This is a genomic window from Streptomyces sp. NPDC050433, assembly GCF_044458565.1.
GTDB lineage: Bacteria > Actinomycetota > Actinomycetes > Streptomycetales > Streptomycetaceae > Streptomyces.
In genome coordinates this window covers 1-20,600 of sequence record NZ_JBITIB010000034.1, presented here as the reverse complement: position 1 = coordinate 20,600, position 20,600 = coordinate 1, and the positions used below count along the sequence as shown (strand labels likewise).

General features: G+C 70.6%; 14 protein-coding genes. 9 read left to right on the top strand and 5 right to left on the bottom strand.

Features of this window, described 5'->3' with window-relative positions; genetic code table 11:
* Positions 1–5: 5 nt before the first annotated feature.
* The 4 genes from manD to ACIBLA_RS31710 all read left to right on the top strand — a co-directional run bounded on the left by manD (position 6) and on the right by ACIBLA_RS31710 (position 5,241).
* On the top strand, positions 6–1,214 hold the full coding sequence (gene manD, locus ACIBLA_RS31725; protein ID WP_363245283.1) for a D-mannonate dehydratase ManD: 1,209 nt from the start codon (positions 6–8) through the stop codon (positions 1,212–1,214).
* Positions 1,211–2,695 (top strand): mannitol dehydrogenase family protein, encoded by a 1,485-nt coding sequence (locus ACIBLA_RS31720; protein WP_399200602.1) that lies wholly within the window; start codon positions 1,211–1,213, stop codon positions 2,693–2,695. The genes manD and ACIBLA_RS31720 overlap by 4 nt, the downstream gene beginning before the upstream one ends.
* A 72-nt stretch (positions 2,696–2,767) precedes the next feature.
* The gene (locus ACIBLA_RS31715) at positions 2,768–4,195 is read left to right on the top strand and encodes an MFS transporter (protein ID WP_399200600.1); all 1,428 of its coding nucleotides are present in this window, start codon (positions 2,768–2,770) and stop codon (positions 4,193–4,195) included.
* Entirely contained in the window at positions 4,192–5,241 is a 1,050-nt protein-coding gene (locus ACIBLA_RS31710; RefSeq protein WP_399200599.1) for an L-idonate 5-dehydrogenase, read from the top strand. The genes ACIBLA_RS31715 and ACIBLA_RS31710 overlap by 4 nt, the downstream gene beginning before the upstream one ends.
* Before the next feature lie 11 nt (positions 5,242–5,252).
* Here the strand turns inward: ACIBLA_RS31710 and ACIBLA_RS31705 are convergent, their stop codons facing one another.
* Positions 5,253–7,058: an MFS transporter gene (locus ACIBLA_RS31705; RefSeq protein ID WP_399200598.1), complete on the bottom strand. Its 1,806-nt coding sequence runs from the start codon at positions 7,056–7,058 to the stop codon at positions 5,253–5,255.
* A gap of 194 nt (positions 7,059–7,252) precedes the next feature.
* The gene (locus ACIBLA_RS31700; protein WP_399200597.1) at positions 7,253–8,971 is read right to left on the bottom strand and encodes a serine hydrolase; all 1,719 of its coding nucleotides are present in this window, start codon (positions 8,969–8,971) and stop codon (positions 7,253–7,255) included.
* A gap of 1,562 nt (positions 8,972–10,533) precedes the next feature.
* Between ACIBLA_RS31700 and ACIBLA_RS31695 the strand changes: the two genes are divergently transcribed.
* The 4 genes from ACIBLA_RS31695 (at position 10,534) to ACIBLA_RS31680 (ending at position 14,820) form a co-directional block, all read left to right on the top strand.
* Entirely contained in the window at positions 10,534–11,253 is a 720-nt protein-coding gene (locus tag ACIBLA_RS31695) for a GPP34 family phosphoprotein (RefSeq protein ID WP_242571894.1), read from the top strand.
* Between the two features lie 256 nt (positions 11,254–11,509).
* A complete protein-coding gene (locus ACIBLA_RS31690) occupies positions 11,510–12,367 on the top strand; it encodes a helix-turn-helix transcriptional regulator (protein ID WP_363245277.1) in 858 nt (285 codons plus the stop codon).
* 203 nt (positions 12,368–12,570) lie between these two features.
* Positions 12,571–12,780, top strand: a complete 210-nt coding sequence (locus ACIBLA_RS31685) for a DUF397 domain-containing protein (protein WP_363245276.1) — start codon at positions 12,571–12,573, stop codon at positions 12,778–12,780.
* Positions 12,781–13,245: 465 nt separating this feature from the next.
* Complete coding sequence (locus tag ACIBLA_RS31680; protein ID WP_399200595.1) at positions 13,246–14,820, top strand: sodium:solute symporter family protein; 1,575 nt, start codon at positions 13,246–13,248, stop codon at positions 14,818–14,820.
* A 65-nt stretch (positions 14,821–14,885) separates the two neighbouring features.
* Here ACIBLA_RS31680 and ACIBLA_RS31675 read toward each other — a convergent pair whose 3' ends face one another.
* Both ACIBLA_RS31675 and ACIBLA_RS31670 read right to left on the bottom strand, forming a co-directional pair.
* Positions 14,886–16,001, bottom strand: coding sequence for an ADP-ribosylglycohydrolase family protein (locus tag ACIBLA_RS31675; protein WP_363245274.1), 1,116 nt, complete (start codon positions 15,999–16,001; stop codon positions 14,886–14,888).
* Between the two features lie 119 nt (positions 16,002–16,120).
* A complete protein-coding gene (locus ACIBLA_RS31670) occupies positions 16,121–18,742 on the bottom strand; it encodes a bifunctional FO biosynthesis protein CofGH (protein WP_399200594.1) in 2,622 nt (873 codons plus the stop codon).
* A 152-nt stretch (positions 18,743–18,894) separates the two neighbouring features.
* Between ACIBLA_RS31670 and ACIBLA_RS31665 the strand changes: the two genes are divergently transcribed.
* A complete protein-coding gene (locus tag ACIBLA_RS31665; RefSeq protein WP_363245272.1) occupies positions 18,895–19,023 on the top strand; it encodes a hypothetical protein in 129 nt (42 codons plus the stop codon).
* A gap of 84 nt (positions 19,024–19,107) precedes the next feature.
* On the opposite strand, the gene ACIBLA_RS31660 is transcribed toward ACIBLA_RS31665, so the two are convergent.
* Complete coding sequence (locus ACIBLA_RS31660; RefSeq protein ID WP_399200593.1) at positions 19,108–20,445, bottom strand: FtsX-like permease family protein; 1,338 nt, start codon at positions 20,443–20,445, stop codon at positions 19,108–19,110.
* Positions 20,446–20,600 lie beyond the last annotated feature (155 nt).

Below are 20,600 nucleotides of genomic sequence, written 5' to 3'. Positions count from 1 at the left end.
AACCTGTGAGCAAGATCGAACGCGTGGAGGTGTTCGTCGCCTCCCCTGGGAGGACCTTCGTCACCCTGCGCATCACCACGTCGGACGGCGTGACCGGCCTGGGCGACGCCACACTGAACGGCCGCGAGCTGGCCGTCGCGAGCTATCTGCGGGACCACCTCGTTCCGCTGCTGATCGGCAAGGACCCGGCGCGCATCGAGGACATGTGGCAGTACCTGTACCGCGGTGCGTACTGGCGTCGCGGCCCGGTGACGATGACAGCGATCTCCGCCGTCGACACGGCCCTGTGGGACATCAAGGGCAAGGTCGCCGGCCTGCCGGTCTACCAACTGCTCGGCGGTCGCTCGCGCGACGGCGTCACGGTCTACTCGCACGCCAGCGGTACGGACGTCCCGTCCCTGCTCGACGATGTCGAACGGTTCCTGGACCTCGGCTACAAGGCGGTACGCGCGCAGGCAGCCGTACCGAATGTCGGCGGCAGTTACGGGGTCCGCAAGGGCAAGGTGTACGAGCCGGCCGCCACGTCGCTCCCTGACGAGCAGCCCTGGGACACCGAGGCGTACCTGCGGTTCGCACCGGCCTACCTGGAGGCCGTGCGCGAGCGCTTCGGCTTCGGTTTCCATCTGCTCCACGACGTGCACCACCGGCTCACCCCCATCGAGGCGGCCCGCTTCGGCAAGAGCGTCGAGGACAGCGCGCTGTTCTGGATGGAGGATCCGACGCCGGCCGAGAACCAGGAGGCGTTCCGGCTCATCCGTCAGCACACCACGACACCGATCGCGGTGGGCGAGGTGCTGAACTCGATCTGGGACGTGCAGCACCTGATCACCGAGCAGCTCATCGACTACGTACGCACCACCGTCGTCCACGCCGGCGGAATCACCCACCTGCGCCGGATCTTCGACCTGGCCGCCCTCTATCAGGTACGGACCGGCTCGCACGGCGCGACGGACCTCTCACCTGTCTCCCTCGCCGCCGCGGTGCATGTGGACATCACCGTCCCGAACTTCGGCATCCAGGAGTACATGGGGCACGCGGACGAGACCATGGAGGTCTTCCGCAGCGGGGTGACCTTCGCGGACGGCATGCTGCATCCGTCGGAGGAGCCCGGCCTCGGCGTCGCGTACGACGAGAAGGCGGCGGAGCGATTCCCCTACCAGGCGCGCTATCTGCCCGTCGCGCGGCGCCTCGACGGGTCGGTGCATGACTGGTGAGCGACCTGACTCCGCCCCCGACGGGCGGCATCGATTCGGCGCTGCTGGGGCGTGCCTCGCTCGGCGGGATCGCGCCCGGACTGCGCCCGGCCGTCGATCCCAGCGAACTCCCGCCCCGTATCGTCCACTTCGGTCTCGGCGCCTTCCACCGGGCGCACCAGGCCGTCTACACCGAGCACGCGTCGGCCCGCTCCGGGGAGCCCTGGGGCATCGCCGCGGTCGCCCCGCGCTCGGCGCCCGTGGTGGCGGCGATGCGCGCGCAGGACTGCCTCTACTCGGTGACCGAACGCCGCCCGGACGGGCCCGCGACCCGCGTCGTCGGGTCGGTCACCGAAGCGCTCGCCATGCGTCCCGACGCGGAGCGGGTCGACGCGCTGCTCGCCTCTCCGGAGGTCACCGTGGTCACGACGACGATCACCGAGAAGGGGCACCACCGCCGCCCCGGTACCGGTGAACTCGACACCCGCGCACCGGAGATCGCGGCGGACCTGGCGGCGCGGGAGACCGGGGACCTCGGCACGGTCGTCGGGCGGATCGCCGCCGGACTCGCCGCGCGGATGCGCTCCGGAAGCGCCCCGATCACCGTCGTCTCCTGCGACAACATGGCCGCGAACGGCGCCGCGCTCGCCACGGTCGTCCGCGGCTTCCTGGAGGCGTCGCCCTGGCCGGAGCGGCGGGACGTACTCGACTGGATGGCCGCCTCGGTCGCCTTCCCCTCCACGGTCGTCGACCGGATCGTGCCCGCGACGACGGACGCGGACCGGCAGACCGCCCGCACCGCGCTCGGCGTACGCGACGCGGTGCCGGTCACCGGCGAACCGTACCGGCAGTGGGTCCTGGAGGACTCCTTCGCCGGGCCGCGGCCGGCCTGGGAACTCGACGGCGCGCTGTTCGTCCCCGATGTGGTGCCGTACCAGCTCACGAAGTTGCGGCTGCTCAACGGGGCGCACTCCGCCCTCGCCTATCTCGGCGCCGCGGCGGGGCACGCGACCGTCGCCGACGTCCTGGCGACCGACTGGGGCGAACGGCTCGTACGCAACCTCTGTACAGAGGTCGGGCCGACCCTGCCCGCCGGCGGCCCGGACCCGGCGGCCTACGCGGGCGATCTCGTCGAGCGGTTCCGCAACCCCGCCATGCGGCACCTGCTCCGGCAGATCGGCTCCGACGGGTCGTTGAAGATCCCGGAGCGGTGGTTCGACGCGCTCCGCGCGGCCCGGACGCCGACCCCGGTCCTCGAACTCGCCCTGGCCGCCTGGGCGAACTCCACCCGCCCCGCCGAGGACGGCGGCCAGCTGTTCGGTACGACGGACCCCGCCGCTGCGGCGCTCGCCGACTGCTGGCAAGGGGCGGCGGGTCTCCATGACACGGTCCGACGGCTGCTCCAGGTACTCGGAGCGACGGATCTGGCCGGGGACGACACGCTCGTCTCCGGCGTATCGGCCAGGCTCCCCGCACTGCGAGCCGGCCATATCGAATTCTGACCCCGACACCCACCGAATACGTCCCCGCACCCGCACCCGTACAAGCACGGCCCTGAACAACGGAGTTCACGCATGACGGACACCACGCGCACGGAGCCCACGGGCCCCGCCACGCGCACCACACGCGATCTCACCAGAGCCGCCGTTTCCGGCTGGCTCGGCACGGCCATGGAGTTCATGGACTTCCAGCTCTACTCGCTGGCCGCCGCCATCGTCTTCAACAAAATCTTCTTCCCCGACGTCAGTCCCGCCATCGGCCTGATCGCCGCCATGGCGACATACGGCGTCGGGTACGTCGCCCGGCTCGCCGGCGCCGTCTACTTCGGCCGCATGGGCGACAGGATCGGGCGCAAGAAGGTGCTCTACCTGACGATTCTGCTGATGGGCGCCTCGACCACCCTGATCGGTGCGCTGCCCACGTACGCGACGATCGGCATCCTCGCCCCGATCCTGCTGGTCGTTCTGCGGCTCGTCCAGGGCTTCGGGGCCGGCGCCGAGATCGCCGGGGCCACCGTCATGCTCGCCGAGTACGCCCCCGCCAAGCGCCGGGGCCTGGTCTCCTCGCTGGTGTCGCTCGGCACGAACTCCGGCACGCTGGCCGCGTCGGGACTCTGGGCGATCCTGCTGGCCGTACTCAGTGAGGAGCAACTGCTCTCGTGGGGCTGGCGTCTGCCGTTCCTGCTGAGCTTCGCGCTCATGATCTTCGCGGTCTGGCTGCGCAGGAACCTCAAGGAGAGCCCGGTCTTCGAGGAGCGGGCGGACGTCGTCGACGGGGTCGCGATGTCCCGTACGGAGGTCGAGTCGGCCCTGGTCGAATCGGCCCGCGCCGAATCGGCCCTGCCCGAGTCGGCCCCGGAGAAGAAGCAGGCCGGCGTCCTGGAGGCCGGGATCCGGCAGCGCAAGGGCAAGGCGTTCTTCCTCGCCCTCGGGCTGCGGTTCGGCCAGGCCGGCAACTCGGGCCTGATCCAGACCTTCCTCGTCGGCTACATCGCCACGAACCTGGACGCCGGCCGGGCGGTCCCCACCGACGCCATCCTCTACGGATCGCTGCTCGGCTTCGTGACCGTGCCGCTGGTCGGCCTGCTCGGGGACCGCTTCGGCCGCCGCCCGATGTATATCGCGCTCACGCTGCTGACCATGGCCCTCGCCTTCCCGATGATGCTGCTCGTCACCTCCGGCAGCACCTCCGCCCTGATGCTCGGCATGGTCCTCGGGCTCAACCTCGGTGTCCTCGGGCTGTTCTCCCTGGAGAGCGTCACCATGGCCGAACTGTTCGGCTCCCGGACCCGCTTCACCCAGCTCGCCCTGTCCAAGGAGATCGGCGGCATCCTCGCCACCGCGGTCGGCCCGGTCATCGCGGCCTCGCTCACCGCCGTCACCGGCAGCTGGTGGCCCATCGCCGCGATGCTCGTCGTCTACTCGCTGATCACCCTGGTCTCCGCGTTCCTCGCCCCCGAGACCCGCGGACGCGACCTGGTGCGGCTGGAGGACGCCGTATGAGGGCCGTCGTCGTCCATGGCCCGCGCGATCTGCGGATCGACGAACGCACCCGTCCGGTGCCGGGCGTCGGAGAAGTCCTCGTCGCCATGGAGTGGGGCGGGATCTGCGGCTCCGACGTCGCGTACTGGAAGCACGGCCTCTCCGGGACCGCCGCGCTCAGGCACCCACTGGTGCTCGGACACGAGATCGCCGGCCGGATCGCCGGACTCGGCCCGGACGTAGGGGGGCTGACGCCGGGTCAGCCGGTGACGGTCCACCCCGCGGAGCCTGTCGGGGACGAACGGCTGCCCGACCGGATCGCCGGCCGCACGAACCTCCACCGGCGCATCCGGTACTTCGGATCTGCCGCCTTCGACCCGCACACCGACGGCGGATTCAGCGAGTACCGCGTGGTGCGGGCGGCGCAGATACGGCCGCTGCCCGAGGGGGTGCCCACGGAGCACGGCGCCCTCGCCGAACCCCTCGCCGTGGCCCTCCACGCCGTACACCGCGCCGGGGATCTGCGGGGCAGAACCGTACTGGTCAACGGCGCGGGCCCGATCGGGGCGCTGGTCGTGGCGGCGGCGAGACATCACGGGGCCGCCGCCGTGATCGCCTCGGACATCTCGGAGGCGTCGCTCGCCGTCGCCCGTGCCATGGGCGCGGACCGCACGGTCGACGTCTCCTCCGGCGCCGAACTGCCCGAGGACATCGAGGTCTCCTTCGACGCCTCGGGAGCCCCCGCCGCGCTGGGACCGGTGCTGCGGGCGACCGCACGCGGCGGCACCCTCGTCCAGGTCGGCAATCTGCCGGGCTCGCCCGTACCCGCCGTCCTCGGTGACCTGGTGACCAGGGAGATCACCTGGATCGGCTCGTACCGCTTCGTCGAGGAGATGGACGAGGCGCTGCTCGCGATGCGGGACGGACTGGACGTGTCCCCGGTCATCAGCCACCGCTTCGACCTCGCGCGGGCGGACGAGGCGCTGGCCGTGGCCGCCGCCAGCGGAAGCAGCAAGGTCATGCTGCGACTGGGCGGCACGACGCAGGGAGACGGCCCGGGAGAATGAGGGTCAGTCGTTCAGTCGGCGTCCCGCAGTTCGTCCGGGCAGGGCGTGCCGGGCCGGAGCTGATACGGGGCGGCGACGCGGTACGTCCCCGGGCGCGGGGCCAGCAGCTCCGTCCACTCGTCGCCGTCGGCGTTCTTCTCGGCCCGGAACAGACACCCGTTGGGGTTGGTGAACCTCTTGGGACTCTCCCCGTCCGCCTTGGACGCGGCCGTCTCCTCCGGCCGGTCCAGGCTCTCGCCCTTCTCGTCCACCACGGCGAGCCAGCGCGAGTACGGGATACGGATCAGCACCTTCCCGGCGGTCTTCACCACTATGGTCAGCTCGTCCGCCGACGCCCGCCGCACGACCGCCGGCGGATCGGCGAGCGGCATCGGGTCCTGGACCTCGTAGAGCTGCCAGTTGGCGTCGCCCCACAGATGGGTCAGATAGGGCAGGCCCCGCTGCACCAGCTCCGCCTCCAGGCCCGCGCCGTTGTCGGGCCGGCCCTTGGGCAGCACGACGTAGCGGACGGCCCACCGGTCCAGCCAGGCACGGTAGTTGTCGTCGGTGAGGCTGCCGTCGTAGAAGAGCGGGTTGCGCTCCATGTCGGCCTGCCGGTTCCAGCCGCGGGCCAGGTTGACGTACGGCGCGAGCGCCGACGCCTCGCGGTGGCTGCTGGCCGGGACGACCTCCACCCGCCCGCGCTCGGCGCCGACCTCCTGCAACTCGTTGACCAGCGGGGCCAGTTCACGCGCCCAGGACGCGGTGGGCGCGGTGCGGATGATGTCGTCGACGCCCTTGTACCCGATCCAGAAGTTGAGCCCGGCGAAGGCCAGCACCAGCGCGTACCACCTGCGTGAGCGCGGGGACGTGTACGGCAGCGCGGCGAGCAGCACCACGCCGCCGACGATCATCGCGAGCCGCGAGACGTTGGAGCCGATCTGCGAGTCGATCACCCAGGTCAGCAGCACCCCGATGCCGTAGACGGCGGCGGCGGTACGGACGGTGCGCCAAGCGCGCGGCACGAGGAAGAAGGTGAGGACGGAGAAGATGAAGGGCATCGACGCCGTCCCGAGCGACATCGGCTGCGTGCCGGAGAACGGGAACAGCCAGGCGGAGAGCGCGACGACGGCGACGGGGGCGAGCCCGATCGCGTACGCGCCGGGACGCCGGTTGTTGAGGAAGAGCGCGGCGGCGACGACACCGAGGAACAGCCCCGCCACCGGGCTCGCGGCCGTCGCCAGCCCGGCGAGGGGCGCGGCGACCACGGCCTTGGCCCAGCGCTTGTAGCGCCAGCGATGCGGCCAGCAGAAGACGGCGGCGACGGCGCCGAGCGCGAACATCGTGCCGAGACCGAAGGTCACGCGGCCGGAGAGCGCGTTGCAGAGGAACGCGAAGACGCCGGCGAACGAGCACGCCAGCGGATTCCGGACGGCCTTGACGCGGTAGAGGATCAGCGAGGTCAGGGCGGCCGAGACCGTACCGACGATGATCATCGTCGTACGGACGCCGAGCAGCGACATCAGGTAGGGCGAGACGACGCTGTACGAGACGGGGTGCATCCCGCCGTACCAGGCGAGGTTGTACGCGGAGTCCGGGTGGCGGCCGACGAACTCGGCCCAGGCGTCCTGCGCGGCGATGTCGCCGCCGCTGTTCGCGAAGAAGAAGAACCAGAGCAGGTGTACGGCCCCGGCGACCGTGCCGGTGAGCAGGACGGGGTGCCGCAGCACGCGGCTGCGCAGGTCCTTGGCGGGCTCGGGTACGGAATCCGGCGGCCCGGCCGCGCCGGTGGGCTCGGTGATGCTGCCGTCGGCGCGCGTCGGCTCAGCGGTGGTCACTGCGACTCTCCCCGTCTCACCGTCAGCCCGGTGTGCCGGCCCCCCAGCGGTCCGTCCGGACCTGGAAGAAGTAAGGACGCCGTCCCCGCGTCCCGAGTTGCCTGGCTGCCCTGATCTTCGGACGCTAGCACGCGGCCGGGGGCGGGGAGGACGCCGTTTCCGGCGCCCTCCCGTACCGGCGGGCGGACGGGGGCTCAGCCGACCCGCGTCAGCTTGTCGCCGAACGACGCCTCGGCCAGGTCGCTCTGGAGGGCGACGGCCACCTTCACCTGGCTCTTGCCCTCGCCCACGGTGAGAAGGCCGACGTGCGTCCCGGCGGCGGCGGAACGCGGTACGTCCTTGCCGTTGCCGATCAGTTCGAGCTTGACGGTGAGGCCCGACCAGCCGACGGCCTTCACGTCCTCGGTGGCGACGACCGGCACGGTCGTCCCCATGCCGTTGTCGACCTCGCCGACGACCGCGCCCTTCTTCACTATCGTCGCGCTCTCCAACTCGTCCTGGGTCGCGAGCATGACGTCCTTGCTCACCGCGTTGACGGTGTCGATGATCGGCGCCTGGTGCTGGCCGAGGACCGCGCCGACGATCAGCTGGTCGGTGTCGCCGACCGTCTTGTGCGCGGCGAAGAGGAGATTGCCGCCGGCCTTGGTGGTCGAACCGGTCTTGATGCCGAGAGCGCCGTCGTACGGGACGAGGGTGTTGTAGTTCCGCCAGAGCTTGCCGGAGGGGTCCGTCCACTCGGGGAGCTTGGTGATGTCCATCAGCGCCTCGATCTCCACCAGCTTCTGGCCGAGCTTGACCTGGTCCTCGGCGGAACTCACCGTCGTGGCGTCCAGGCCGGAGGGGTCGGTGTACTTGGTGTTCTTCATGCCCAGCTCCTGGGCGGTGTCGTTCATCTTCTTGACGAACGCCTCCTCGGAACCGTTCGAGTCCCAACGGGCCAGCAGCCGCGCGATGTTGTTCGCGGACGGGATCATGAGGGCGGCCAGCGCGTCGTGCAGCGTGAGCGTGTCGCCCTCCTTCACGGTGTTGAGCGTCGACTCACCCTGCGCGTCTAGCCCGCCGTCCTCCTCGGCCTTCGCGTCGACCGTGATGGAGGGGCCCTTGGCGCCCTTCTTCAGGGGCTTGTCCTTCAGGACGACGTACGCGGTCATCGCCTTGGCCACACTGCCGATCGGCACGGCCTTCTGCTCCCCGAACGAGTCGACGGTGCCGAGCCCGGTCGCCGCCATGTAACCCTGCCCCTCACCGGGCCAGGGCAGAGCGGGCTTGTCGCCCTCGAAGGCGTACGTCGACTTCGTCGTCAGGTTCAACGAGGGCGTCGGGAGCGGGCGTACGCCCTGTACGACCGCAAAGACGACCAGCACGAGCACGAGCAGCGGCGTCCAGATCTTGACCCGCCTGACGACGGTACGGGTCGGCGTCTCGGGCGGCGCCGGCTTGTTGGTCAGCTCGGCGAGCAGATCGAGCGGAGGCAACGGCGGCATGGGCTGCTGCCGCGTCCGCTCAACCTCGACGACCCCGCCCTGCGCCTCCGGCGGCTTGGCGGGAACGCGCACCTCGTCGGGGAGCAGGGGCACGAATTTGCTGGTGCGTTCGGCGGGAAGCTCGGTCTGCGCGGGCGCGGCGGGCGGCTGCGGCGGCAGCTTCAGCATGGCGGTGGGCTGATCGACACCGGGCTGCTTGACCGCTTTGAAGACGGCGGTCTTCCGATCTACACCGGGCTCGGCGGGGCCGGCGTCCGCCGTCGGGGCGGGCGCGGGAGCCGCTTCCGGCTCCGCCGAAGGAGCTTCAGCCGGCAGCTCGGGCCCAGCAGCCGGCTTCGCGGGGGCGGACTCCGCATCCGGCTTCGCCGAGGGGGTCTCGGCCTCCGGCGCGGACTCATCGCCCCCCGGCCGGGCAGACTCGGACGCCAACGCCCGGAAGACGGCCGTCTTCCGATCGACGCCAGGTTGGTCGCTCGCCTCGTCAGCCCCCGACTGAGCCGGCGCGGGCTCCGCTTCCGGCTCCGCCGGGGTGACTTCAGCCGTCGGCGCAGCCGCGGGTACGTCCTCGCCGGCCCCGCTCGGAGCGGGCTCCCACTCCGACGCCGACGCGGCCTTCGCATCCGGCTCCGCCGGAGTGGCTTCCGCCGACCGCTCAGGCCCGTCAACCGGCTTCGCAGGCGCAGGCTCGGGCTCCTCGGCCGCCCGCTGGGCAGGCGCCGAAGCGAGGCCGGGCTCCGGCTTCGCCGAAGGGACTTCAGCCGGCAGCTCAGGCCCAGCAACCGGCTGCGCGGGGGCCGACTCCGCATCCGGCTTCGCCGAGGGGGTCTCAGCCCCCGACGCGGACTCAGGCGTCAGCGCCCGGAAGACGGCCGTCTTCCGATCAACGCCAGGTTGGTCGCTCGCCTCGCCAGCACCCAGCTGAGCGGGCGCGGGCGCCACTTCCGGCTCCGCCGGGGTGACTTCAGCCTCCGGCGCAGCCGCGGGTACGGCCTCACCGGCCCCGCTCTGAGCGGGCCCCCGCTCCGACGTCGACGCGGCCTTCGCATCCGGCTCCGCCGACGTGACTTCGGCCGGCCGCTCACGCCCATCAGCCGACTGCGCAGGCTCAGGCACCTCGGCCGCTCGCCGGGCAGGCGCCGAAGCGAGGCCGGGCTCCGGCTCCGCCGGAGTGGCTTCGCCCGGCCGCTCACGTCCGTCAGCCGGCATCGCAGGCTCGGGCTTCTCGGCCGCTCGCCGGGCAGGCGCCGAAGCGAGGCCGGGCCCCGGCCCAGTAACCGGCTTCGCGGGCTCGGGCTCCGGCGTCGGCTCCGTTGGTGGGGCGGACTTGGGTTCAGTCCTGGATTCCAGTTCGGGCTCCCGTTCGCGTTCGGGATCCGGCTCGGGCGAGCCCTTCGGGGGCGTTGCCCCCGCGCCCGCAGGTCGTACCGGCTCCTCGTCGGCGGCGGGCCCGGCCTCCCCCTCGCGTTCCGGCCCCTCAGAAGCCGTCACATGCGCCTCAGCGGCCTCAGGAGCCTCGGAGGCAACCTCCATGTCGTCCGTCGTCCCCCGGACCGTGAAAACCGCCGTCGACCGGTCGGCAGCGGGCTCCGGGGCGTTCGAGGAACCGGCGGACGTCGGTGGCGCGTCCTTGGGTGTGTCGGCGTCGCCCGGTTCCGCCTCCCCGGCAGTGGCACCCGACTCACGGAAGACCGCCAACCTCGGGTCCTTCTCCCGAGTCGCCGTCGCCTCCCCCGACGACTTCCGCTGCTCCGACCTGTCGGGGGACTCGCCCGCCACCGTGCCTCCTCATGCGTGTGCGGCCCTCGCGAGCGCGCTCGCGCGCTCCACCGCCGCACTCTCCGAACCGAATATCAGTGTCCTGTGTGAAACCACAGCCCGACCGCAAGACGAGAACGACATACATAACGGTTCCCGCACAAAGCGACCAGGCACCCTCGACAGACCAATGTGAGAGGGGTCACCCTGTCATTCATCCACGCGGGGAGGCATGGATGGGCAGGAGCCGCAGAACAATTCCGGAGGAGCTTCTGCTGCTCGCTCTGGACCCGGCCACGGGTACCACAGCGCAGCCGCAGTCGCTCGACCTCGGCCTGGCCGGAGCACAGCTAGTGGAGCTGGCTCTGGCAGGACGGATAGCCCCTGACGGGGATCGTATCGCCGTGGTGATGCCACGGCCGACCGGAGATCCGACTTTGGACTCCGCGCTGGAACTGCTGCGCAGACGTGGCAGTCCGGTTCGCGCAGTTCACTGGATCGGCGGGCCCCGACTGGGGCTGCGCCAGATTTACCTCTCGCATCTGGAGCGGTGCGGCATGGTCCATGCCGTGGCGGGCCAGATGTGCGGAGTACTGCCGACGACTCGCTACCAGGCGACGGAGACGGCGATCAGCCGCGACATCAGGTCACGGCTGGACAGTGCGATCCGCACCGGCGTACCGCCGGACCCGCGGACCGCGGCGCTCGCCGCACTGGCCCACGCGGTCGGACTCGGCAAGCACCTGTACCCCGGTAACGAGGGGCGCTCGTCGCGCTCCCGGCTCCGGGACCTGATCCGGCACGACCCCATGGGCGGTCTCGTGGCGCACGCCGTCATGGACGTTCAGAACGGCGTGGCCGCACAGCCGCGCCGCAATCCCGCACCGGGAGGCCGACCGCCGGCCGTCCCGATGCAACCGCACCGCGGGAGCATGGCCCGCGTCGCGGCGCACTGAAAAGGACCGCGTTCCGCCGCGCCGACGTCCCCAGAGACCCGGTTCGGGAGCCGCAAGAGACGCGCGGGGCCAGCCGTACCATCGGCTGCCCCGCGCGTCGCGCGCCCGGTTACAGGGTCCGCAGCGGTATGTCCAATCACGGCCCGCGCTTTCCCCTCTGTGGCCGTTTTCCAGCGCAGTTGGGGCCATCGGTGGCAGTCTGCTGAGACGTAGACACACAGAGCTACGCAGTTACTCAGCAGGAGGTGCCGTTTCCGTGGCGTCCAGTGTCAATCCCACCGTCAGGCGACGCCGATTGGGCCAGGAGTTGCGCCGGCTCCGCGAGCTGAAAGGCATGACGGCCGAGGAGGTGGCGGAGCGCCTGCTGGTCTCGCAGTCGAAGATCAGCCGCCTTGAGAACGGTCGCCGTTCCATCAGCCAGCGCGATGTCCGCGACCTCTGCGGTGTGTACGAGGTCGAGGACAACCGCATTGTCGAATCGCTGATGCAAATGGCCAAGGACTCACGCCAGCAAGGCTGGTGGCATGCCTTCGGCGATATCCCGTACAGCGTCTACATCGGCCTGGAGACGGACGCGGCCTCACTGCGCGTCTACGAGCCGCAGGTCGTGCCGGGCCTGCTCCAGACACGGGGCTACGCGGAGGCCCTGATCACCGGCGCGCTCCCGGAGACCTCGCCGACGGACGTCGAGAAGCGCGTCAGCGTTCGCGTACGCCGCCAGGAGCGGATCAACGCGCCCGAACAGCCGCTGCGGCTGTGGGCCGTGATCGACGAGTCGGCGCTGCGCCGCGTGGTCGGCGGCAAGCATCTGATGCGTGAGCAGCTGGAGTACCTGGTGGAACTGTCCCAACTCCCCCATGTCACGGTGCAGGTGCTGCCGTTCGACATGGGCGCCCATCCCGGCATCAGCGGGCATTACGCGATCCTCGAATTCCCGGACGCCACGGATTCCAGCGTGGTCTACATCGAGGGCGTCACGAGTGACCTCTATCTGGAGAAGGCGAACGACGTCCAGAAGTACAGCGTGATGTACGAACATCTTCGCGCGCAGGCGCTGAATGTGGACCAGACCCGCGAGTTCGTCTCGGACATCGCCAAGGGATACGCCCGCTAAGGCAGTTCGGGAAGACAGTTCGGGAAGAGTGGCGCGGGCGCGGCAGAATACACCCGGTGGACTCATATCGTAAGAGTCCACCGGTATATCTCATCCGGTCGAGTGAACGGCCATCCCACGGACGGATCCCGGCTAGTAGCGTCGATCTTGCCAGCAAGAAGTTGGCGCATTGACACCACTTGCTGAATCGGAGCGAACCGAACATGGCAATTCTTCAGGGCGCTACGGACACCTGGACGAAGTCCTCGTACTCCGGCGGAAACGGCGCGTGCGTCGAAGTCAAGTCTCCCGTGATGCGGGCAATTGCCGTACGGGACTCGAAGGCGCCGGAAGGTCCGTCGATCACCTTTGTCCCCGGAGCGTGGACCACATTCGTGCAGGAGATGAACCAGGGCGCTTTCGACCTCGGCTGAGCCCCCCACGCACCCCCACACCACAACCACACACCCCACATCACCCCACAACACACAACGTCACAGCTCGGATTGAGCCCTCTCGACCGGTCCGCCGTCCTGGCCGAGAGGGCTCGGCCATGCCCTCACTTCACAACGAGATCCCTCTCGAATCGGCCGCACGGGACCCGCATCCCGTGCGGTCGTTCTGTTGCGTTGCCGCCGTGCCACCGCGTTCTGACGGAGTGCCCGCCCATCGTGTGGTTCCCGTCACGTTCACGACAACGCCCCGCCAGGTCAAGAACTAGCAAAATGGTTCGGCTTTCTGATTTCCATTCACGTCTATGACCGATAGAACTCTTGACCCATCGCTGCGAGTAGCGGTTCAATCCCCGAAGTCCCCACTCCCGCACGGGGGCTCCGCTGACCGGACGCACTCTGACGGAGCGCATCCATGTTCACATGGCGGACCCCTGGAGGGGGCACATGAACAGTCTCGACTGGACCGTGCTCATCGGATACTTCGGCGTGATGGTCGCGATCGGCGTCTGGTCCCACAAGCGCGTGGGCGACGTCCATGACTACTTCACGGCCGGCGGCAAGATGCCGTGGTGGCTGTCCGGCATCTCGCACCACATGTCCGGCTACAGCGCGGTGATGTTCACCGGGTACGCGGCCATCGCCTACACCTACGGCGTCACGTCGTACGTCACCTGGTCGTTCCCCATCGCCATCGGCATCGCGATCGGGGCCCGGCTGTTCGCCCCCCGGCTCAACCGGGTGCGCTCGCGGCTGCGTGTCTCCTCGCCGCTGGAGTATCTGAAGAACCGCTACAACCTGCCCACCCAGCAGGCGCTCGCCTGGTCGGGTGTGCTGCTGAAGATCGTGGACGTCGGCGCCAAGTGGGCCGCCATCGCGACCCTGTTGTCCGTCTTCACCGGTGTCTCTCTGAACATGGGCATCCTGATCACCGGCGCGGTCACCGCCGTCTACTGCACCGTGGGCGGGCTGTGGGCCGACGCGCTGACCGAACTGGGCCAGTTCATCATCCAGTTCGTCGCGGGCATCGCGATGCTCGTGGCCGTCATGGCGGAGCTGGGCGGGTTCAGCAGCCTGTGGAACGTCTGGGACGAGCCCGAACTCCAGGGCCACACCGAGCCGTTGGCCGGGCCGTACATGATGGTCTTCCTCATCGCGTATCTGTTCATCAAGACCTTCGAGTACAACGGCGGCATGTGGAACCAGGCGCAGCGCTACATGGCCACCGACTCCGCCAGGTCCGCGACCCGCTCCGGCGCCCTGTCGGCGGTGCTGTGGCTGGTCTGGCCGCTGGTGCTGTTCTTCCCGATGTGGGTCGCGCCGGTCCTCATCGACACGGACGTGCCGGCCGACAGCTACGCGCTGATGGCCGAGCAGCTGCTGCCGCACGGCCTGCTGGGTCTGGTCATCGTCGGTTTCTTCTCGCACACGATGGCCATGTGCTCGTCGGACGCGAACGCCATCGCGGCGGTCGTGACCCGCGACATCATGCCCGCCGTGTCGCGCAGGGTACGGGAGTGGGACACCCGTGCCGGGCTGCTGGCCGCCCGCTGGACGACGCTGCTCTTCCTGGGTCTGTCGATGGCCATCGCGACGCAGGTCAACTCGCCCTTCTTCGGCGACATCATCACCGTCGTCATCAAGTGGGTCGCCGGACTGATGGGGCCGATCGCGATTCCGCTGATGCTGGGTCTGCTGCCCTGGTTCCGCAGGAGCGGGCCCACGGCCGCGCTGATCAGCTGGGCTGTCGGGCTGGTCACCTTCTGGCTGGTCAACTACCCGATCAGCTGGAACGTGGACGGCGGGGTGCCGCTTCAGTACCAGGTGTCGATCCCGCTCGCCGTCTCGCTCGTCCTCTACGTCGTGATCGGCTTCGTCAAGCCGGAGGACACACCGGAGCGGGACGCCGTACTGGAGAAGATCAACAACGACGACGACGGCCCGGCCGCGCTCGCGGCGGTGCCCATGCCGGCGGAGCCGGGTGACGCGAAGCAGCCCGGCCGCGAGGGCGCTTCCGGCTGACGGACCTGTTCCCCGGCCCGGTGCCGGGCCCGGACGCGCTCAACCGGGCCCGGCACCGCCCTCCCTCAGCCGCGCGGATACCGCGTCAGCCAGCCCGACGTCGTCATCGAGGGGCCGTGCAGCGCCGGGCCCTGTGTCATCTCCATCGCGAAGTCGTCCGCGATCTCCAGAAGCGTCGCGCGGCCCTCCAACTCCGCCAGCCACGCGGGCGGCAGCGCCGTCTCCCCGTGCATCGCGCCGAGCAGCGCCCCGCTCAGCGCCCCCGTCGCCGAGGACGGCCCGTCGTGGTTGACGGACAGCCGCAGACCGTGGCGTATGTCCTCGCCGACCAGCGCGCAGTACACGGCCACCGCCAGCGAGTCCTCCGCCGCCCCGCCCTCCGCGAGCAGCGCGACCCGCCCCGGTGTCGGGATTCCCTGCCGTACGGCTCCGAGTGCCTGCCCCAGCGCGTCGGTGACGGGCTGATGGCCGGGGCGCTGGGCCAGCAGCGCCAGGGACCGCTGCACAGCCGCTTCGACGCTCTCGCCGCGCGCGACACCGTGCACGATCACCGCGAAGGCACCGGCCGCCAGATACGCCGTGGGATGGCCGTGCGTCTGCGCCGCGCACTCCACGGCGAGCTGGCAGACCAACTCCGGCTCCCAGCCCACCAGCAGCCCGAACGGCGCCGAGCGCACCAGCGCGCCCGCGTCGCGCGCGGTGGGGTTCTTCGGCTTCTCCAGGGTGCCCATCACGTCGTCGGCCAGCCCGGTCAGACAGGACCGGGTGGGGTCGCGGCGCGCGTACAGCCACTCCTCCTGGGCGAGCCAGCCGTTGTCCTTGCGGCGCTCGTCGGGCCCCCAGTCGCTCTGGGTGGCGGCCCAGCGCAGATACGCGCGGTGCACGTCGGTCGGCGGGTGCCAGGCGCCGATGTCGCGCCGGACCTGGGCGCGGATGAGGCCGTCGACGGTGAAGAGGGTCAGCTGTGTGGCGGCGGCGACCGCGCCGCGCCGGCCGTACGCGGAGGCGAAGTCGGTGACGCCCTCGGCGCCGTGCGCGGTCCTGGTCTCGTCCAGGGTGAGCGTGTCGACCCCCGCTCCCAGCGCGTCGCCGATGGCTCCCCCGAGAAGGCACCCACGGACCCGGCTGCGGAAGTCCTGCTGTTCCGCCCGGCCCCATATGGCGGTGGCTGGCCTGTTCACGCGTCCCTCCCTCCCGTGTCGTGGAACGCGCTCTGGCGCAGCACTGTAATCGAACGGGAACGGACCGTTGGGCACGGGCGAGCCGGTGGCCGGTTCGTCCCCCGGCCACCGGCCCCGTGTCACTCCGCGGGCAGCAGCGGCAGCAGCTCCGGCAGGTGCCCGTCGGACGCCGTCGCCGCCCGTACGCGCTCCTCGGGCACCTCGCCGTACAGCGTGGTCCGCGGTCTGGCCGGGCGGCCCGCGGCCTCGGCGATCGCGACGAGGTCCTTGACCGAGCGGTACGAACCGTAACTGGAGCCCGCCATCCGGGAGATGGTCTCCTCCATCAGTGTCCCGCCGAGGTCGTTCGCCCCGGAGCGCAGCATCTCGGCGGCGCCTTCCGTGCCGAGCTTGACCCAACTGGTCTGGATGTTGGTGATGTACGGGTGGAGGAGCAGCCGGGCCATCGCGATGACCGCGCGGTTGTCGCGGGCCGTCGGGCCGGGGCGGGCGATGCCGGCCAGATAGACGGGCGCGTTGGTGTGGATGAAGGGCAGCGTGACGAATTCGGTGAAGCCCTCGCGGCCCGCTTCAACCGCCTTGCGCTGCATGCCTGCCAGCGTGCGGAAGTGCCCCAGCCAGTGCCGGGGCTGGTCGACATGCCCGTACATCATCGTGGAGCTGGAGCGGATGCCCAGCGAGTGCGCGGTCTCCACGACCTCGATCCATGTGGCCGTCGGCAGCTTGCCCTTGGTGAGGATCCAGCGCACCTCGTCGTCCAGGATCTCGGCGGCCGTGCCGGGGATCGAGTCGAGTCCGGCCTCCTTCGCGGCCGTGAGCCATTCGCGGATGGACATCCCGGTGCGGGACGCGCCGTTGACGACCTCCATCGGCGAGAAGGCGTGCACATGCATGCCGGGGACGCGCTCCTTCACGGCGCGCGCGATGTCGAAGTACGCGGTGCCGGGCAGGTCGGGGTGGATGCCGCCCTGCATGCACACCTCGACGGCGCCGACGTCCCACGCCTGGGCGGCGCGGTCGGCGACCTGGTCGAGGGAGAGGGTGTACGCGTCGGCGTCCGTACGGCGCTGGGCGAAGGCGCAGAAACGGCAGCCGGTGTAGCAGACGTTGGTGAAGTTGATGTTGCGCGTGACGATGTACGTGACGTCGTCGCCGACCACCTCGCGGCGCAGTTCGTCGGCGATCCGGGTCAGCGCGTCGAGCGCGGGCCCGTCCGCGTGCAGCAGCGCGAGTGCCTCGTCGTCGGTGAGCTTCGTCGGGTCGGCGGCGGCCTGGGTGAGGGCCTGTCGGACGTCGGTGTCGATGCGCTGGGGCACCATGCCGGGCGCGGCGGCCTCGCGCAGCGCGTCCCAGTCGCCGTACACGTGATCGAAGTCGTCGCGCCGGTCGCCGGTGCGGCCCTCGGTGTCGATGGTGCGGTGCAGGTCGGTGCGGCCGGTGGCGGTGAAGCCCTCGTCGGGCTCCTGCCAGGGCAGTCCGGCCGGTGTGACGTCGGTGCGGGCGAGGCCCGTCGCGGGGTCGGCGAGCGCGCGCACGTGCGGCAGCAGACGCGGGTCGAGCCAGGGCTCGCCGCGCCCGATGAACTCCGGGTAGATCGTGAGCCGTTCGCGTAGCTCGAAGCCGGCGGCGGCGGTGCGTTCGGCCAGCTGGTCGATGTGCGGCCAGGGGCGCTCGGGGTTGACGTGGTCGGGGGTGAGGGGCGAGACGCCGCCCCAGTCGTCGATGCCGGCGCCGATGAGGAGCGCGTACTCCTCGTCCACGAGGTTGGGCGGGGCCTGGATCCGGGCGGCCGGGCCGAGGAGATGGCGGGCGACGGCGATGGTCGCGGCCAGCTCCTCCAGTTCGGCGTCGGGCATGGCGCGCATGGCGGTGTCGGGCTTGGCGCGGAAGTTCTGGACGATGACTTCCTGGATGCCGTGGTACGCGCGGGCGGTGCGGCGCAGCTCGAAGAGGGAGTCGGCGCGCTCCGCGTAGTCCTCGCCGATGCCGATCAGGATGCCGGTGGTGAAGGGGACGTTGGACCGGCCGGCGTCTTCGAGCACCCGCAGCCGTACGGCGGGTTCCTTGTCCGGCGAGCCGTGGTGCGGGCCGCCGGGCTCGGACCAGAGACGGGTGGCGGTGGTCTCCAGCATCATGCCCATGCTGGGCGCGACGGGTTTGAGCCGCTGGAAGTCGGTCCAGCTGAGCACGCCGGGGTTGAGGTGCGGGAGGAGCCCGGTCTCCTCCAGGACGCGGATGGCCATGGCCCGTACGTACGCGAGCGTGTCGTCGTACCCCTCGGCGGCCAGCCACTCCTTCGCCTCGGGCCAGCGGTCCTCGGGCCGGTCGCCGAGCGTGAACAGCGCTTCCTTGCAGCCCATTTCGGCGCCCGCGCGGGCGATGTCGAGGACTTCGTCGGGCGACAGATACATGCCGTGCCCGGCGCGGCGGAGTTTGCCGGGGACGGTGACGAAGGTGCAGTAGTGGCACTTGTCGCGGCACAGGCGGGTCAGCGGGATGAAGACCTTGCGGGAGTACGTGATGACTCCGGGGCGCCCGACGGCTTCGAGCCCGGCGTCGCGCACGCGCGCGGCGGACGCGGCGAGGTCCAACAGGTCGTCGCCGCGGGCCTGGAGCAGGACGGCGGCCTCAGCGGCGTCGAGCGCGACACCGTCCCTGGCACGTTTGAGGGCGCGGCGCATGGCGTTGGCGGTGGGGGCGGGGTTCGCGGACGGGACGCTCGTCGTCATATCTCCGAGCATACGAGCGGGGTCGGAGAATCCCGGCCGCGAGATGAGTACATGAGCGGATCCCCACATTCGGGTATCCGGGAATAACGTCGATCACATGAACAACGGGGAGGAGGTGACCGGCGAGGACGGCAGCGGGCCGGATCGGCGGCATCTCCCAGGAGATGTACGACGTGCTGGGCTTCGAGGGCGCCACCGAGCCGGGCGACATCCGGCTTGCCTTCGACTGGTCGGACTATCAGGAGCGGTTCAGCGGCACGGTCGTGTCGCCGTGCGCGTACGACACCGGGTGAGGCGGCCGGTCGGGCGGAGACGCCCGGAGGGGCAGTCGCTGGGTGCGACTGCCCCTCGCCTCTGCGGCTGTACGTCGTGTCATGTCAGGCCGCCAGCGTCACCGCCTCGACGGCCGGGGTCCGCAGGCCCCGGTAGGCCGTACCCACGCTGGTGACCATCGTCGCCACGGCGCCGATGCCGACGACGACCAGCCAGATCGTGAGGCTCTGGTCCGGGACGGCGGTGTCGGTGCGGACGATGCTGAAGGAGACGATCCCGGCGAGCGCCGACAGCGTCGCGAAGAACACGCCGAACACGGTCAGGATGAGCGATTCCAGACCGATCATGCCGAGGACCTGGCCCGGCGTGGCGCCGGACAGACGCTGCTGGCCGAACTCCCTGGTGCGGTAAGTGGTCGCCGCGTAGAGGCTGTTGACCAGCATGATGCAGGCGAAGATCACGATGATGCCGGCGATCACGAAGTTGAGTGTCTGGATGCTCTTGTCGTCGCTGGACCGGGTGAGCCCGGCGGCCTTGGCCGCGTCGTTCTCGATGATCTGCATGTAGAAGATGGCCGAGGCGATGCTGATGAAGAGGATCAGCGGCATGAGCACGCTGGAGAGCTGGGTGGCGCGCTGCCGCATGTTGTGGACGGTCAGATAGCCGCTCGCGCCGGTGAGCAGGGTCAGCGGCCCCGACAGGGCGCCGAGCAGGATGCGCAGCAGTGCGGGCGAGAGGATCGCGAAGCCGGCGGCGAGCAGGATGGCGCCGTAGCCGGGGGCGGCCATCAGGGCGACGTCCGTCTTGTCCATGGCGAAGGTGGAGCCGACGGCGCCGACGCCGAGGAGGAGGGCGGCGAAGCCGGCGACGTTCTTCGCGCGGCCACGGGACTTGCGGCCCCCGGCGGCTTCCCTGGTGGCCCGGCGGACCGCGAGGAACGCGGCGCCGACGGAGGCCAGCAGCGTGATGGCGGCGCCGAAGGTGAGCGCGATGGGCCCGAAGACGTGGTCGACGCCGTCGGCGACCTGGCCGGTGTCCTTGAAGACGTTGAGCAGTTGCTCGCCGCCGATCATCGCGGGGGCGATCGCCAGCAGCGTTCCGGCGATCCCCACCGAGGCGGCCTCGAAGACCACCATCCGCTTGATCTGGGCGGGAGTTGCCCCGCTCCGGCGCAGCAGTGCGATCTCCTCGCCGCGCTGGCGGACGTTGACGGTGAGGGTGGAGGCGATGGCGAAGAAGACGAGGAGGGCGCCGTAGCCGCCGACCACGTTCGCGGCGATGGTGATGGGCTCCTTGCTGAGGCTGTCGACACCCGGAGCCGCGGCGGTGTCGTGCATCGAGCTGAAGGTCATGATGACGGCGGCGCCGAGGAAGGTGGAGAGCAGGGTGGCGATGAAGCGTCCGGGGCGCCGGCGGATGGAGCTGATGGCGAGGGAGAACATGGCTCAGACCCCCGCGTACGTGGTGTTGGCGGTCGGGGCGGCCGGCCGGCTGATGGTGTCGTCGCCGAGGTGGGCGAGGCGTTCGGCGACGGCGTCGACGGTGGGCCGGTCGAGGTGTCCGGCGAGTCGGCCGTCGGCGAGGAAGACGACGGAGT

Bases quoted from the DNA above. Each gene is read 5' to 3' on its own strand.
- ACIBLA_RS31715 (WP_399200600.1), top strand. From the start codon at position 2,768: ATGACGGACACCACGCGCACGGAGCCCACGGGCCCCGCCACGCGCACC.
- ACIBLA_RS31710 (WP_399200599.1), top strand. From the start codon at position 4,192: ATGAGGGCCGTCGTCGTCCATGGCCCGCGCGATCTGCGGATCGACGAA.
- ACIBLA_RS31695 (WP_242571894.1), top strand. From the start codon at position 10,534: ATGGGCAGGAGCCGCAGAACAATTCCGGAGGAGCTTCTGCTGCTCGCT.
- ACIBLA_RS31685 (WP_363245276.1), top strand. From the start codon at position 12,571: ATGGCAATTCTTCAGGGCGCTACGGACACCTGGACGAAGTCCTCGTAC.
- ACIBLA_RS31680 (WP_399200595.1), top strand. From the start codon at position 13,246: ATGAACAGTCTCGACTGGACCGTGCTCATCGGATACTTCGGCGTGATG.
- ACIBLA_RS31670 (WP_399200594.1), bottom strand. From the start codon at position 18,742: ATGCTCGGAGATATGACGACGAGCGTCCCGTCCGCGAACCCCGCCCCC.
- ACIBLA_RS31665 (WP_363245272.1), top strand. From the start codon at position 18,895: ATGTACGACGTGCTGGGCTTCGAGGGCGCCACCGAGCCGGGCGACATC.
- ACIBLA_RS31660 (WP_399200593.1), bottom strand. From the start codon at position 20,445: ATGTTCTCCCTCGCCATCAGCTCCATCCGCCGGCGCCCCGGACGCTTC.